The organism is Streptococcus sp. HPH0090, assembly GCF_000411475.1.
In the GTDB taxonomy this organism is placed as follows: Bacteria; Bacillota; Bacilli; order Lactobacillales; family Streptococcaceae; genus Streptococcus.
The window spans coordinates 27065-42971 of the sequence record NZ_KE150465.1; the positions used below are offsets into that span (position 1 = coordinate 27065).

General features: G+C 39.5%; 11 protein-coding genes. 2 read left to right on the forward strand and 9 right to left on the reverse strand.

Annotation, left to right across the window (positions count from 1 at the left end; translation table 11 throughout):
- Positions 1–25: 25 nt before the first annotated feature.
- The 7 genes from HMPREF1481_RS07890 to HMPREF1481_RS07920 all read right to left on the reverse strand — a co-directional run bounded on the left by HMPREF1481_RS07890 (position 26) and on the right by HMPREF1481_RS07920 (position 9668).
- Entirely contained in the window at positions 26–718 is a 693-nt protein-coding gene (locus tag HMPREF1481_RS07890) for a tyrosine-protein kinase (protein ID WP_016466153.1), read from the reverse strand.
- A 13-nt stretch (positions 719–731) separates the two neighbouring features.
- Positions 732–1421 (reverse strand): CspC family polysaccharide chain length determinant protein, encoded by a 690-nt coding sequence (locus tag HMPREF1481_RS07895; protein WP_016466154.1) that lies wholly within the window; start codon positions 1419–1421, stop codon positions 732–734.
- Positions 1422–1429: 8 nt separating this feature from the next.
- Positions 1430–2161, reverse strand: coding sequence for a capsular polysaccharide biosynthesis protein Cps4B (gene cps4B / locus HMPREF1481_RS07900; RefSeq protein WP_016466155.1), 732 nt, complete (start codon positions 2159–2161; stop codon positions 1430–1432).
- A gap of 1 nt (position 2162) precedes the next feature.
- The gene (cpsA, locus tag HMPREF1481_RS07905) at positions 2163–3611 is read right to left on the reverse strand and encodes an LCP family glycopolymer transferase CpsA (protein ID WP_016466156.1); all 1449 of its coding nucleotides are present in this window, start codon (positions 3609–3611) and stop codon (positions 2163–2165) included.
- 193 nt (positions 3612–3804) lie between these two features.
- On the reverse strand, positions 3805–5763 hold the full coding sequence (locus HMPREF1481_RS07910) for a peptide ABC transporter substrate-binding protein (protein ID WP_016466157.1): 1959 nt from the start codon (positions 5761–5763) through the stop codon (positions 3805–3807).
- A 157-nt stretch (positions 5764–5920) separates the two neighbouring features.
- Positions 5921–7888, reverse strand: coding sequence for a peptide ABC transporter substrate-binding protein (locus HMPREF1481_RS07915; protein WP_016466158.1), 1968 nt, complete (start codon positions 7886–7888; stop codon positions 5921–5923).
- A gap of 169 nt (positions 7889–8057) precedes the next feature.
- Positions 8058–9668 carry a glycoside hydrolase family 13 protein gene (locus tag HMPREF1481_RS07920; protein ID WP_016466159.1) on the reverse strand — a complete coding sequence of 537 codons (1611 nt, stop codon included), beginning with the start codon at positions 9666–9668 and terminating at the stop codon, positions 8058–8060.
- 149 nt (positions 9669–9817) lie between these two features.
- Here HMPREF1481_RS07920 and HMPREF1481_RS07925 point away from each other — a divergent pair, with 149 nt between their 5' ends.
- Both HMPREF1481_RS07925 and HMPREF1481_RS07930 read left to right on the forward strand, forming a co-directional pair.
- A complete protein-coding gene (locus tag HMPREF1481_RS07925) occupies positions 9818–11302 on the forward strand; it encodes a DUF1846 domain-containing protein (RefSeq protein WP_006149519.1) in 1485 nt (494 codons plus the stop codon).
- A gap of 157 nt (positions 11303–11459) precedes the next feature.
- Positions 11460–12935, forward strand: coding sequence for a M protein trans-acting positive regulator PRD domain-containing protein (locus tag HMPREF1481_RS07930; protein ID WP_016466160.1), 1476 nt, complete (start codon positions 11460–11462; stop codon positions 12933–12935).
- Between the two features lie 33 nt (positions 12936–12968).
- Here HMPREF1481_RS07930 and glmS read toward each other — a convergent pair whose 3' ends face one another.
- Both glmS and HMPREF1481_RS07940 read right to left on the reverse strand, forming a co-directional pair.
- Positions 12969–14777 (reverse strand): glutamine--fructose-6-phosphate transaminase (isomerizing), encoded by a 1809-nt coding sequence (gene glmS, locus HMPREF1481_RS07935; RefSeq protein WP_016466161.1) that lies wholly within the window; start codon positions 14775–14777, stop codon positions 12969–12971.
- Positions 14778–15013: 236 nt separating this feature from the next.
- Positions 15014–15814: an ADP-ribosylglycohydrolase family protein gene (locus tag HMPREF1481_RS07940; protein WP_016466162.1), complete on the reverse strand. Its 801-nt coding sequence runs from the start codon at positions 15812–15814 to the stop codon at positions 15014–15016.
- Positions 15815–15907 lie beyond the last annotated feature (93 nt).

Consider the following 15907-nt stretch of genomic DNA (forward strand, 5'->3'; position numbering starts at 1 on the left):
TTTCATATAATCTTATTTTTGAAATTTACTTTTTCTTATTTTTCCCGTAGTTTCCGTAGTTTCCATAGGAACCATATTTATCAAGATGCACGTTATATTTATTTAAGATAACTCCTAGGAAAGGTGTCCCAGTTTGCTCAAGCTGGAATTTAGCTTTTTGGATTTCTTTACGTCTAGTTGAAGAAGCTTCTGCCACCAAGATTGAGGCATCACATTTTTGAACGATGATGGCTGCATCAATGACAACCCCGATAGGAGCTGTATCCACAATGATATAGTCAAAGTATTTTCGCAAGGTCTCAATCATCGCTTCAAACTTTTCACTTTGGAGAAGTGCTGTTGGGTTGGGTGAAATTGGTCCTGATTGAATTACAAATAGGTTTTCTACGTTCGTTTCACATAAACCGTGCGATAAGTCCTTAGTCCCTGATAAGTAGTCTGTCAAACCTGTGATTTTTTCTCTAGACTTGAAAACACCTGACATGACTGAATTACGGATATCTGCATCGATAAGAAGTGTTTTATATCCAGCACGCGCAAAAGCCCAAGCGATATTCGTCGAGGTTGTAGACTTACCTTCTCCAGGCCTTACAGAAGAAAGCGCAATAACTTTAAGCTCATCTCCACTTAACTGGATATTGGTACGTAGCGCATTGTAGTACTCTTCTGCTTTTTTTGCAGTATTTATTCGTTTTTCTGATAGTTCTAACTTTGCCATTTTTCCCTCTTTACTATAGTTTCTCAAGATTTGGAACTACACCTAGTAGTGACAATTGCATCACTTCTTCAATGTCTTCTGGGCGCTTTACTCGGTCATCCAACAATTCAACCAATAGGATGACCAGAATCACTAGTCCTGTGACTACGATAACACTCATCATTGCATTGCGACGGATATTTGGTGAAGACGGAGAAGTAGCTGGTCTCGCTTCATCTAAGGTCGTTACGTCCGAAACACGTGTAATAGAAATGATTTTTTGGGCAGCAACTTCTCTAAGTGCATTTGCAATACGACTCGCTTCCTCAGGATTGCCATCTCGAACTGAGATAGATACGATACGAGTGTCTGTAGGTACAGTCACTGAAACTTTTTTCCCAAGAGTTTTCGCATCCATCGTTAACTTTTGGTCTGTTACCACTTTTTCAAGTACATCTTGTGAGAGAATAATCTCACGATAGTCTTTTACTAGAGATGCACCTGCCTGCAAATCTTGGTTACTCAAACCAGGCTTGTCGGTTTGGTTACGATTAACAACATAGATGCGTGTCGTGCTCGTGTATTGAGGCTTGATCACAAACGAGCTATAAGCAAAGGAAACCACTCCCGCAACAAGAGACGCTAACACGATGATCCATTTGCGTTTCCATAGTACTTTTACTAATTGCAGTACATCAATTTCAATTTTTTCTTGTTCTTTCATCATTTCTCCTAGATTAGTTGGTCATTTATGATTTTCGAAGGATTTGTTTTAAAAAGTTCTCGAGCTTTTTCTGTTCCATATTTTTTAGTAATGAGTTCGTAAGCTTCTCTCATATATGGCGGGCGATTATCTAGATTATGCATGTCGCTAGCCACGATATGAACCAAGTCTTTGTCCAAAAAATACTTAGCCCGTTTTTTCATGAACTTATAGGTATCTCCAAAAAGTCGAGGCTTCAAAACACTAGAACTGTTTATCTGAGTATAGCAACCCATATTGATGAGATCTCTCACTTTTTTCTCATCATTTTCTAAAGCGTGGTAGCGCTCAATATGAGCAATCACAGGCGTAATCCCCAACATGAGAACCTTGGACAAGGCACTATGAATATCTCGGTAAGGAGTATTCATACTAAACTCGATCAAGGCATAGCGTGTTCCATTTAGCTTGGGAATCATATCCTTTTCAAGTTTTTCTAACGCATCACTTGAGAAATAAATCTCTGCCCCATATACTACTGTTAAATCTGGAGCGATTTCTTGTGCTAACTGTTTTACTTCACTAAAATTTGTCGCAATTTTTTCTTCAGGTGTTTCAAACATCCCTTTTCGACGATGAGAGGTTGAAACAATCGTCCGAACACCCTGAGCGTAGGCTTCTTCTAGAAGTGCCTTGCTCTCAGCTCTATTTTTAGGACCATCGTCGACATCAAAAACTATATGTGAATGGATGTCAATCATTTTATTTTCCTTCCATGGTATCTTTAATAGCCGCCTTAACGGTTTCTAAGCTTGTTGGATCAATTTCTAGCATGTAGAGATTGCTATCTGGCATAGCGTAAGACGGAAGGTCCATACGACCAGTACCTTTCAAATCTTGATTGGTAACGGTATATTTACCACCACTAGCCAACTGTGTATTAACAAGGCTAACCATTGTTTCTGGTGGCATGTTGGTCTGGACTGAATCTTGCAAACTTTGAATAATGCTGTCGTAGTTTTTCAAAGCTTCAGTCGACGTCAATTTTTGAATAATTGCTGTAATAACTTTTTGTTGGTTACGACCGCGGTCTCCATCACCATTTGTCAAAGAGTAGCGTTCACGGACAAAACCTAAAGCTAATTCTGAATCCAAATGGATATTCCCAGCTGGGTAAAATTTACCATTTGTATGCGCCGTAAATTCTTGGTCATTATAAACATCAACACCACCAAGAAGGTCAATCAATTTCAAGAAAGAAGTGAAATTAAGACGAACATAGTAATTCAAGTCAATGCCATAGAGGTTTTCTAAGGTATGGATAGAAGCATCCACACCATAAATACCGGCATGCGTCAACTTATCTTTTTGGTTATTTCCACCATCTGCAATCGGCACATAAGCATCACGCGGAGTTGTTGTCAAGAGAATTTTCTTGGTATCTTGATTGACTGTCATGATGATATTGACATCTGAGCGTGAAACAGAACTGATAGGACCATAAGTATCAATTCCGCTGATATAGACATTAAACGAATTTCCTGTAGCTACCTTTGGTGCTTCCACTTTCTTATTGAACTCTTTAGTGTAGATTTTCTTGATTTTTTTAGCATGATCAGGATATTCTTGCTCAATCAAATTTTCAAAAACACTATTCAAGACAATCGCTTTGGTGTCGCCATCTAACAAACTCTTATAGGCAGCCAAGTAAGAAGAACTTTCTTCTACCGTTAAGTCTTTGCTTTGAGTTGTTTTAATGTCATCCATCAATTTTTGAATATTCTCAGCATCTGAACCTGTTGGAGCAGTTACACTTGATAGTTCTGAAACATTGTTAATCTCACTATCTGCAAGAACCGCAACGCTCATCGTGTAGCTTGAGTAGTTTGAACTTGCGTTAAATTGATTTGCAAGACCCACAAATCGTTGAACAGCAACCAAAACCACCGAACTACATAATACTGAAACAAGTAGCACTATCAAAGTGAAAACTTTTGCTTTTCTTTTGACTATTAAGAATAGGGACAGCAAAGCCACAAGGATAAGAACTGCTGACAGGATAATATTGAGATAGTTTACGGCTAAAATCTGATATCTAAAAATCAAAAATACTAAAAAAACAGCTAAAACAACGTAGATTAACAATAAACCTACGTTTAAACTTTGCTGAAATTTATTGGTTTTACTTTTTCTTACTCGTCTACTTTTCATGGCATACCTCTGCATATTAATTTAATTTAATTATATCATAAACTACCCTCCAAGGCTATCTATATTCGCCAAGGAAGCGCTTACTTTAAAAGATGTATTTATTGCATACATCTTTATCTTTGTTTTTATCAACTTTAATGTTTTTAAAAAACAACTAAAATAAAAATAGAGCTTTTATAAGCTCTATTTTTTACTATTTAACGTGACTTTCATATTCTTTTTGGCTCTTTTCGACAGAATTTTTACGTTCCTGTTCCCATTTAGCCTTCGCTTCAGCAAATTGAGAGCTTGTAACGACATCTGTCTGCAATCTCATGTACTTGTAGTTACTTCCAGTTCCTTTGATACCAACTAGTGAGTAAGCACGTGTAAATGGTGTCACACGTGTCACTGAAGCACCACCACCATTTGATACAACTGGGATTAGAAGGGAACTATCAATCAACCAAGCTTGTGCATCTGCATAGTTTTCATAGCGCTTAGCTACATCTGTATTTTCTGCATCTGCTGTTTTTAATTTTTGAGTAAATTGGTCCAAATCTAGACTAGTAATCTTATTTGCATCCTTGCTTGGATCAAGTCCCAAAATCTTGAGATAGAATCCATCTTCAGAATTGAAAGGATTGAGGTAGGTTGAAGGATCTTGGTAGTCAGCTGACCATCCATCCAAATTCAAATCATAGTCATGATCTGCTGGAGTTGGCGCTTGAGCTGTTGCATTTGTATAATCATCTGTCGATAATTGAATAACATCAACCACTACATTTTCAGAACCAAGTGTTGATTCGATTGATTGCTTGATTGAGTTTGTACCTGAAAGCAAAGTCTTGTTAACCTGGTCCACAGGCAAGTCCAAATGAATTGGGAAGCTCACACCTTGGGCTTCTAATTCTTTTTTAGCTTCAGCAAACTTAGCTTGCGCTTTTTCTTTGTTGAAATAACCATCTTGAGCATCTTCAAGATTCATATTTGACCATTGTGTGCCATAGTTGACTAATTTTGAAGCAATTGTTTCACCAAAAGTCTTGTCTCCGACTTGTACGAAAGTTGGTGGCACAAGTGTGTTACGGAGGGTATTTTTCGCTGCTTCTTCACCGTTTGATTGTGCTGAGTAGGCAGTACGATCGATGGCGAAGTTGATTGCCTGACGGAAGTTTTTATTTAAAACTGCAGCTTGAGTTGCTTGTTTTTGCTCATCACTTGTTTTTGCAGTATGGTTATAAGCACCGCGGTTGACGTTAAAGTTATAGTACCAAGATGTCGCATCTTGCAAGCTATAAACGATATTGTCCTTGTATTTTTCCTTGGTCTTAGCGAAGTTTGAGCTGTTTGGATAAACACCTGCAGATGAATAAGCACCACTTTCAAAGTTACGGATTGTCAAGTCTTGGTCTGAACCGTCAAAGTAGGCCAATTTTACCTTTTCTATCGTTACTTTTTCTTGATCATAGTAATGTGGATTTTTCACATACTCGATAGATGATTTAGATGTGAAATCTTTTAACAAATATGGTCCACTATAAAGGATGCTATCAGGTTTCAAAGTTCCGAAGTCTTTTCCTTTAGAAGCTAGGAATTCTTCATTTACAGGGAACAAAATACTGTTAGTCGTCTTTGAGTTCCAGAATGGCTCTGGACGTGTCAAAGTATACTCGACTGTGTAATCATCTAAGGCTTTCACACCAACATTTGAAAAGTCTGTATTAGCACCTGTTACATAATCATCCAAACCCTTAATAGAGTTTTGAATCAAATCCAGGGCCTGACCCTTGTTATCAGCAGCGTACTTGATACCAGTTACAAAGTCTTGCGCTTTAACAGGAGCATACTCTTCTCCATCTGAAGTATACCACTTAGCATCTTCACGGAGTTTGTAGGTATAAGTTAAACCGTCTTTAGAAACACTCCACTCTTTTGCAAGGGAAGGAATGAGGTTCCCGTAGTTATCATTTTCAAGCAAACCATCTACCAAGTTGGTTACAATGGCAGTGTTGTCACCAGCGTAATCCAAGAGATAGTTAAAGGTTGTCGGATCTGCACCAAAGGTAGACGAGTATGTCTTGCCGTCTGATGCTGACTGGCCACAGGCTGTCAATAGGACCACAGCAGCAAGCGTCAACCCCGCTCCAATCAAACGTTTTTTAAGCTTCATGTTTCATTTCTCCTTGTATGTTAGGTTTTATGACATATAACTATATTATCAAATTTTAGCCTAAAAGTAAAGTTATATACTATTCGACCTCTTAATTGCAATCGAAAAAAGAAAGAAATCCTGCTAAAAACAAGATTTCTTTATGGGTAGTCAAAAATTATTTAACATGATTAGCTAGCTCTTTTTGGTATTTGGCATTTGTTTCGATTTTTTCTTTTTGCCATTTCTTGAGAGCTTCTTCGTATTCTTTAGCAGTTACAATATCATTTTGCAATTCTAAGCCTTTGAATACAAATGGATCTCCCTTGATACCAACTTGAGAGTAAGCTTTTGTGAATGGCACTGTACGACTAACTGTCGGAGAACCACCTGAAGAAGCTACAGGGATAAGAAGTGAGCTATCTGATACCCAAGCCTGTGCTTTAGCATATTTTTCATAGCGTTTGTTGAGGTCGCTCGTTTCTGATGCTGCATCATCCAAGAGTTTCTTGTACTCATCAAGTCCAACTTGAGCCATGATTTCTGGATCTTTACCTTTTGTAATACCCAAGTGTTTAAGGGCAGAACCCTTCTTAGCATCTAAGATATTGAGGTAGGTTGCTGGGTCTTGATAGTCCGGCCCCCATCCAGTTCCATTCAAGTCATAGTCTTTTTGAGAAGGCACTTTGGCTTGAGATGTGATACTCATTTTCTCATTGTCAGTCATTTGAAGTACATCGATAACAACATTTTCACTTCCAAGTGCTGCTTCGACAGACTGTTTGAGAGAGTTGGTTTGTTGCACAGCAATAACATCTGTCTGTTCAACAGGAATATCCAAATGAATAGGGAAGGTTACACCTTTGGCTTGCAATTCTGTTTTTGCTTTTTCAAAGGCGGCCTTTGCTTTTGTTGGATTGTAAATAGTATCCTTACCATCTGTCAAAGCAACATCTTTCCATTGATCTCCGTATGTTACCAATTGTTCTTGCGCCAATTCACCGAAGGTCTTTTCACCGACCTGTACATAGTCATAAGGCACAAGGCTAGTACGGATAATCTTGTCTGCACCTTCTTCACCATTCATCTGTGCAGAGTAGGCATGACGGTCTAGAGCAAAGTTGATTGCCTGGCGGAAGTTTTTGTTGAGAAGCGCTTCTTTTGTAGAAGTCTTTTGTGCTTCATCTGTCTTTGCTGTTTTATTGTAAGACTGACGATTCACGTTGAAAGTAAAGTAATAGCTGGTCGCTTCTTGCGGACTATAGACAATCTTATCCCCGTATTCTTGCTTAGTTGAATCAAAGTTTGAACTTGTTGGGAAGAGACGAGCTGTTGTATAAGCTCCTGATGAGAAACTACGAATCAATGATTCTTGGTCAGATCCATCGTAGAAAGTAAGTTTGATGTGGTCAATCTTAACATTGTCTTTATCCCAATAATTTGGATTTTTTTCGTACTCGATCACTGATTTTGAAGTGAAGTTCTTCAAAATATATGGTCCATTATAGAGAATACCTGAAGGTGTTGCTGCACCATAATCTTTACCTTGAGAATTCAGAAATTCTTCATTAACTGGGAGCATAGTCGCTGTTGTTACCTTAGAATTCCAGAAACTTTCTGGTTGGTTCAAGGTGTATTGAACAGTGTAGTCGTCAATTGCTTTAACTCCAACTGTTGAGAAGTCATTGCTTTCACCACTGACATATTCTGCTAAACCTTTGATAGAATCTTGGATCAAACTTAAGCCATCTGACTTACCATCAGCAGCATGTTTCAAACCAGTCACAAAGTCTTGAGCCTTGACCTCGGCGTACTCTTCACCTTCAGAAGTATACCATTTGACACCTTTACGTAGTTTGTAAGTATAGGTCAAACCGTCTTGTGAAACCGACCAGTCTTCAGCAAGAGATGGAATCAAGTTTCCGTATTTGTCATTTTCCAAGAGTCCGTCGACCAAGTTAGCAATGACGTCCGATGTTGAACTTTTACTAGTAACGCTATAGTCCAATGTTGATGGATCGATGGCATATACGTATGAAAATGTTGTAGGAGCATCTGCTTTTTTCTCTGTCTTTCCACAAGCCGCTAAAAGAAGAGCTGCACTCATCGTTATCCCTGCTACTGCGAGCAACTTTTTCGATTTCATCGGTATTCTCCTTTAAAATACTATTTTTCACCATTATACCCTATTTTTATATAAAAGCAAGAGGTTTCATGGAATTTTTTCAGAAAATTCAAACTAATATTTTTTAAAGAAATTTCTACACTTATTTTAGAAAAAACTCAAGCATCTTAGATACTTGAGTTTTTTAGGTCTAATGAGCTAATTCGACACAGAAAGCATCCCATGGAGCCAAGAGTTGTTTCTCTAAAGCACCTTCTACCGAGGTGTTTTCAATCAAGATAGACTTAACTGGCTCTTCTACTGTAAACTCTTGCTGCTGATTGGACAAATTAGCCACCACAAGGAAACGACGATCTCCATCTTTACGGGTATAAGCAAAAACTTTTTCAGCCGTTTCTAGCAGTTCAAAGTCAGCACGAATCAACCAGCTATTCTCCTTACGAATTTTTACCAATTTTTGATAGGCATAGAAGATAGAATCCGGATTTGCTAAAGCTTCTTCTACATTTATCTTTGTATAGTTTGGATTGACAGCTAGCCAAGGTTGACCATCTGAGAAACCAGCATTTTTTGTCTCATCCCACTGCATTGGAGTACGGGCATTGTCACGACCAATCACGCGAATGCTATCCATGATTTCTTCCATTGGAACGCCTTTTTCAAGAGCTTCACGCGCATAGTTTAAGGATTCAATATCCTCTACTTGGTCCAGCGTTTCAAACGGGAAATTGGTCATCCCAATTTCTTCTCCTTGGTAAATATAAGGTGTTCCTCTCATGAGATGAAGCAAGATTGCATACGCTTTGGCAGATTTTTCTCGGTATTCTTGATCATTCCCCCAGATAGAGACGATACGAGGGAGGTCATGGTTGTTCCAGAAGAGAGAATTCCAGCCATCTTCAACTCCTAATTCTGTCTGCCATTTGTTGAAAATTTCTTTTAATTTCGCTACATTTAACTCTTTTTGGTAGTGCCACTTAGGTTGTCCTTCCTGATACTGAAGACAGATATGTTCAAATTGGAAGACCATAGACAACTCTTGACCTTCTGGATTCGAATATTTCTTGGCCTCTTCTGGATTTGCTCCCCATGTCTCCCCTACTGTCAAGAGCTCTTTGTCGCCGAAAGTAGCCTGATTCATTTCCTTGAGGTAGGGATGAAGCATGGGACCATTGTTGACAATCTTCTGATCAGGAATTTTCCCAATCATGTCAATAACGTCCATACGGAATCCACCAATCCCTTTATCAATCCAGAAATTCATCATTTCATAGATTTTTTGACGGAGCTCTTCGTTTTCCCAGTTGAGGTCTGGCTGTTTCTTACTGAAAAAGTGTAGATAGTATTGACCAGACTTTTCATCGTATTCCCATGCAGAACCACTAAAAGTAGAGGTTAAATCATTGGGTTTATCTCGCCAAATATAGTAGTCACGTTCTGGACTTTGGGGATTTTCACGCGCTTCAACAAACCAAGCATGCTCATCGGATGTATGATTGACAACCAAGTCCATGATGATTCGAATATCTCGTTTTTGGGCTTCAGCAATCAGCTCATCCATATCTTCCATGGTTCCAAAGATAGAAGCGATATCTTGGTAGTTGGCAATATCATAGCCATTATCATCCATTGGACTGTCATAAACTGGAGAAAGCCAAATCGCTGTGATCCCAAGCTTAGCTAGATAGTCTAACTTGCTAGTAATTCCAGGCAAATCACCAATCCCATCTCCATTACTATCCTTGAAACTTTTAGGGTAGACTTGATAGACAACTGCATTATGCCACCATTTTTCTTGCATCTTTTCACCTCTTTTAAATTCACTTTACTCCATCATAGACTTTTTTTATCATTTATGCAAGCGTTTGCGTTATCTTTTTTCTTACTTTTATTACTCTGTAGTTTCTTATCTTCTATTTTTTTTATATAATAGAAAATAGAGGTAAAAAAATGAAAAAACAAGCTTTTAGTTCTGAAAAATATCTAAATTTACAACGCGACCATATTTTGGAGCGTATTAACCAGTTTGACGGCAAACTCTACTTGGAGTTTGGAGGCAAGATGTTGGAGGACTTCCACGCTGCCCGTGTACTTCCTGGATATGAGCCAGATAACAAAATCAAACTCTTGCAAGAGTTGAAAGAACAAGTCGAGGTTGTTATTGCCATTAACGCTAGCAATATCGAGCACTCAAAAGCTCGTGGTGACTTGGGTATTTCTTACGACCAAGAAGTGCTTCGTTTGATTGACAAATTCAACGAACTTGGTATCTTTGTCGGCTCTGTCGTTATCACACAATACGCCGGTCAACCTGCTGCAGATACCTTCCGTAATCAATTAGCTAAAAATGGGATCGACTCTTATCTCCATTACCCAATCAAGGGTTATCCGACAGATATGGACCATATCATCTCTCCTGAAGGTATGGGGAAAAACGACTATATCAAAACGAGTCGCAATTTAATTGTCGTGACTGCTCCTGGACCTGGATCAGGTAAGTTGGCAACTTGTATGTCCAACATGTACCACGACCAACTGAATGGTATCAAATCTGGTTATGCTAAGTTTGAAACCTTCCCAGTTTGGAATCTCCCTCTCCATCATCCAGTTAACCTGGCTTATGAGGCTGCTACAGCAGACCTTGATGATGTCAACATGATTGACCCATTCCATCTCCAAACTTACGGAGAAACTACAGTCAACTACAATCGTGATATCGAGATTTTCCCTGTTCTCAAGCGTATGCTCGAACGTATCTTGGGTGAATCTCCTTATGCATCTCCAACTGACATGGGTGTAAATATGGTTGGTTTTGCAATCACTGATAACGATGCTGCAATTGAAGCATCAAAACAAGAGATTATCCGTCGCTACTACCAAACAGTTCTCGACTTCAAGGCTGAAAAAGTTGCTGAGTCTGCTGTCAAGAAAATCGAACTTCTCATGAATGATCTCGGCATTACGCCAGCTGACCGTAAGGTTGCTGTTGCTGCTCGACAAAAAGCTGAAGAAACCGATGGACCTGCTCTAGCACTTGAGTTACCTTCTGGTGAAATCGTCACTGGTAAGAATTCAGAACTCTTTGGTCCGACAGCTGCTGCCGTGATCAATGCTATCAAGAAATCAGCGAACATCGATGCCGAAACCAAGTTAATTGAACCCGAAGTGGTAAAACCAATCCAAGGTTTGAAAATCAATCACTTAGGTAGTCGCAATCCACGTCTTCATTCTAATGAGATTCTTATCGCTCTTGCAATCACAGCTATGCAGAATCCTGATGCAGACCGCGCTATGAAAGAACTCGGAAATCTCAAAGGTAGCGAAGCTCATTCTACGATTATCTTAACAGATGAAGACAAGAATGTTCTCCGTAAATTAGGAATTAACGTAACCTTTGATCCCTACTACCAATACGATCGTTTATATCGTAAGTAGATTGAAGACTAGTAGAAACTTCTTACCAAGTATCACCCCTCTTCGATAGATTTCAAATCTCTCTTAAGGGGTGACTTTATTTTATATAAGAACTCTGGCAATCTACGATTATCTTTTTTTCTAATTATTCTAACATTACTTAGGGAGTTTATTTATAATGAGAGAATTACTCAGTCAAAAAGAGCAAAGACAATTAAAGATTTTAGAATATTTGTTTGAAAATCCCGACTGGATTTATCTTGATGATTTATCTAAAATCATTGACTACAATGCTCGCATCATCAAGAGTGATATCAAGGAATTACGTGAAATCTTTCCTGACTTTGATATCAGACACTCAACTGCAGGGATTATGATGGTCAATGTCCAGAATAATGGCATCGAGCGAATCTACCAATATTTTTTACAAACATCTGATTATTTTCAAATTTTAAAGGCCTTTTTCCTCCTAGACAGTCCCTTTACCTATGAACATCTTTCTGAAACTCTAGATATCTCACTTCCGTCCTTACGAAAGAAGGTTGCAGATATTAACAAGATACTTGACGGGACCTATCGCTTTAAGCTGAAGGTAACTCCTATTTCTATCATTGGAGACGAAAAAGATATTCGTTTTTTCTTCTCCCAATATTTCCACGAAGCCTATAGCTTTTTAGAGTGGCCTTTCACAGAAATCAAAGAAGTAGATATTGATAACTTTGTTTCTTTCTTTATCAATTTAGCAAAATTCCCTGCAAAATATCAAAATCTCTACCAAATCCGAACGCAGGCTACAGTCGATTTGCACCGAATGAAGAGAGGCTATTTTGTCCGTTTACCAAAACAAAGCACTTCTTGGTTGAGTCCGATCTACGACCAGCTTGATGATTTCCAACTGCAACTGCAAGAATTGGCTCAAGGGCTCAATGTTGAAATTACACCAGAAAACCTCAATCAGATTTTCAGTCCCTTTGCAGAACCTGCCCTCTTCTTTACAGTTGAAGATTTCCTAGTTGCCCGTCAGTCTTACGAACAAGTGGATCGTTCTTACCACGCTGCACGAGACATTCTAGACAACTTGACTCGAAGATTTGGTGTTCAATTTTCAAATACTGATACCTTGATTTGGAACTTACACAATACTGCCTTGCTTGAGCGAAGAGAAATCAACTCCGAATCAATCATTTCACAAAATAAAGATTACACGCTTGGAAAGATAAAAAAATTCTTCCCCAAATTTTATGAGGCAACAGTCTTTGAAATGATGCGATACAAGAGTATTATGGGGCAAAAGGAGAAAACTCCGGCCCTTTCTCACCTAATCTACACTCTCTTTACTCACGCCGAGGGCCTTACAGATCAATTGTTTGAACATAAAAAGAAAGTCAAAGTCTTAGTCCTAAGTGAGTATGACTTTGCCCATCCACAGTTTTTGATATCCCTCTACGAATTCCATACTTCTAACAACATCCAGTATGAAACTTGGGATAAGGAAACTCTTAATATTGAAGAAATTTTAGATTGTGAGTATGATGCAATCATCACTAATTTTGATATCAAAGGTCTCGAAGATATGCTCGTCATCAATATCAGTCGACTATCTATCCTGCAAGTAGTCAATGAACTCAATAAGATTTCTATGCAAGATTTATAATAAAAAAAGTCTAGTTAAACTAGACTTTTTTTATTATTCTACTGTTACTGACTTAGCAAGGTTACGTGGTTTGTCCACATCGAGTCCACGGTGTAGGGTTGCAAAGTAAGCGACTAATTGTGTTGGTACGACCATTGAGATTGGTGAGAGGTAAGGGTGTACGGTCGTAAGAACGGTATCGTCTGTATCTTTGGCAACATTTTCTTCTGCGATGGTGAGGACCTTAGCACCACGAGCTGCCACTTCTTGGATATTTCCACGAGTGTGGTTAGCAAGAACTGGATCTGACAAGAGGGCCAAAACAGGTGTTCCATCTTCGATCAAGGCAATCGTTCCATGCTTGAGTTCTCCAGCCGCAAAACCTTCACATTGGATGTAAGAGATCTCTTTGAGTTTGAGACTAGCTTCCATAGCCACATAGTAGTCTTGACCACGTCCGATGTAAAAGGCGTTGCGTGTTGTTTCAAGAAGGTCACGAACCTTAGCGTCAATCATTTCTTTCTCTGAAAGGGTTGACTCGATAGACTGAGCCACGATAGACAACTCATGAACCAAATCAAAGGCTTTGGCTTTTTCATTGCCATTTGCTTCACCAACCGCTTTTGCGAGGAAGGCAAGGGCTGCGATTTGGGCAGTATAAGCCTTAGTTGATGCTACGGCAATTTCAGGACCTGCGTGAAGCAACATAGTATGGTTGGCTTCACGTGACAGAGTTGACCCTGGCACGTTTGTAACTGTTAAGCTTGGGATTCCCATTTCATTGGCCTTAACCAAAACTTGACGGCTATCAGCTGTTTCACCAGACTGGCTGATAAAGATGAAAAGTGGTTTCTTACTGAGAAGTGGCATGCCGTAGCCCCACTCAGAGGAAATCCCAAGTTCAACAGGCGTATCTGTCAATTCTTCTAGCATCTTCTTAGAAGCAAATCCTGCATGGTAAGAAGTTCCAGCTGCAAGAATGTAGATGCGGTCCGCGCCTTGAACAGCCTTGATGATAGCTGGATCTACGACAACTTGACCAACCTCATCTGTGTAGGCTTGGATCAACTTACGCATCACCGTTGGTTGCTCATCGATTTCCTTGAGCATGTAGTATGGGTAAGTCCCTTTTCCAATATCAGAAAGGTCTAGTTCAGCCGTGTAGCTAGCCCGTTCTTTGACGTTTCCATCATAGTCTTGCACTTCAACGCTGTCAGCCTTGACAATGACCAACTCTTGGTCATGGATTTCCATGTATTGGTTGGTTTCACGAATCATGGCCATGGCATCAGAGCAGACCATATTGTAGCCATCGCCAAGACCGATCAAGAGTGGTGATTTGTTCTTTGCGACATAGATGACATCTGGATTTTCAGAGTCAATCAGGGCAAAGGCATATGAACCACGGATAATGTGAAGAGCTTTTTTGAAGGCTTCAAGTACTGACAAGCCGTCTTCTTCCGCAAATTTCCCAATCAAGTGAACGGCGATTTCAGTATCCGTTTGTCCCTTGAAGTGGTGACCTGCCAGGTATTCTTCTTTGATTTCGAGATAGTTTTCAATCACCCCATTGTGCACCAAGACAAAACGTCCTGTCTCAGAGCGGTGTGGGTGAGCATTGTCTTCTGTTGGTTTCCCGTGAGTCGCCCAACGAGTATGTCCGATACCAGTTGTTCCCTCAACATCAGCCGTTTTAGCAGACAATTCTGCAATACGACCAACAGCCTTAACCAAATGGTTTTCAGCACCACCTAGGACAAAAATTCCAGCAGAATCATAGCCACGGTATTCGAGCTTTTCAAGCCCTTGAATCAAAATATCAGTTGCATTTGTGTTTCCAACAACACCAACAATTCCACACATAGTATATACGACACAGACAAGCTGTGCTTTCTCCTTAAATTGGTATAGTCTAATTCTCGCTTTGCCGAATCAGCAAAAACAGTATATACTTGTTTCTCTCGCTTGTCAAGAATAAAAATTGGTATAGTTCAATTGCTTTCAAGACACAAACAAAAAACCATTCAAGAAATAGCTCCTGAATGGCTGGAAATGATACTTTTTTATCTTATACCTATACCCTCACTCCCCACAACCTATTATTTATTAGGTTGGAAGGGATAGGTACTTTCAAAACTTTCTACTATCTCTACTAAATGATCATCTAAATAGGTCATTGCTTGATTTCTGATTGGAGTAGGAATTCCATAGTAGGCTTGCGCAAGACCACCACAGATGGCAGCGATGGTGTCACTATCTCCTCCGATCGAAATAGCATTTCTGATAGCATCTTCAAAATCTTGCGATTCGAAAAAGGCTTGGAAGGCCTGAGGAACCGACCCTTGACAAGTCACATCAAAGCTATAGTCTTCACGGATTTGGTCTAGGGTAAAGTCCATCGGATAGTAATGTTTATCGATATAGTCTCTGATTTCTTGGCGACTAGAACCATTTCTAGCCAAGAAGATCGCTACTGCAACTACTTCTGCACCTTTTAGTCCTTCAGGATGGTCATGACTCACTTCTGTCACTGCTTGCGACAAGGCTTTTGCCTGCTCTATGCTTTCTGCTGCAAAACCAACAGGGCTGATTCTCATGGCAGAGCCATTCCCATAACTCCCATAGGGTTGAGGATCATCTGAAAAGATCCAGTAGAAAAAATGACCACCATAGCCACAATCTGGATATTGTCTCCCTATCTCTTGCATGTACTTCACAGCATTTTTCGAGAGCTGACTCCAATCTTCCCTACTAGCCAATAAAGCTTTGGCAATCGCCAATGTCATGATACTATCGTCAGTCGGACAAGAATCCTGAGTGAACAAATCAAATTCTTTACTCTTACGATTGTCCGCCTCAAATCGAGAACCAATAATATCTCCAATAATTGCTCCTAGCATAAGCTACCTCCTAGAAGCTTTTCTCCTGTTCCCAGGTAATACTTCCTGATTTTCCTTCATTATACCATGTTTACTAATGTTTCGGTATTTCCT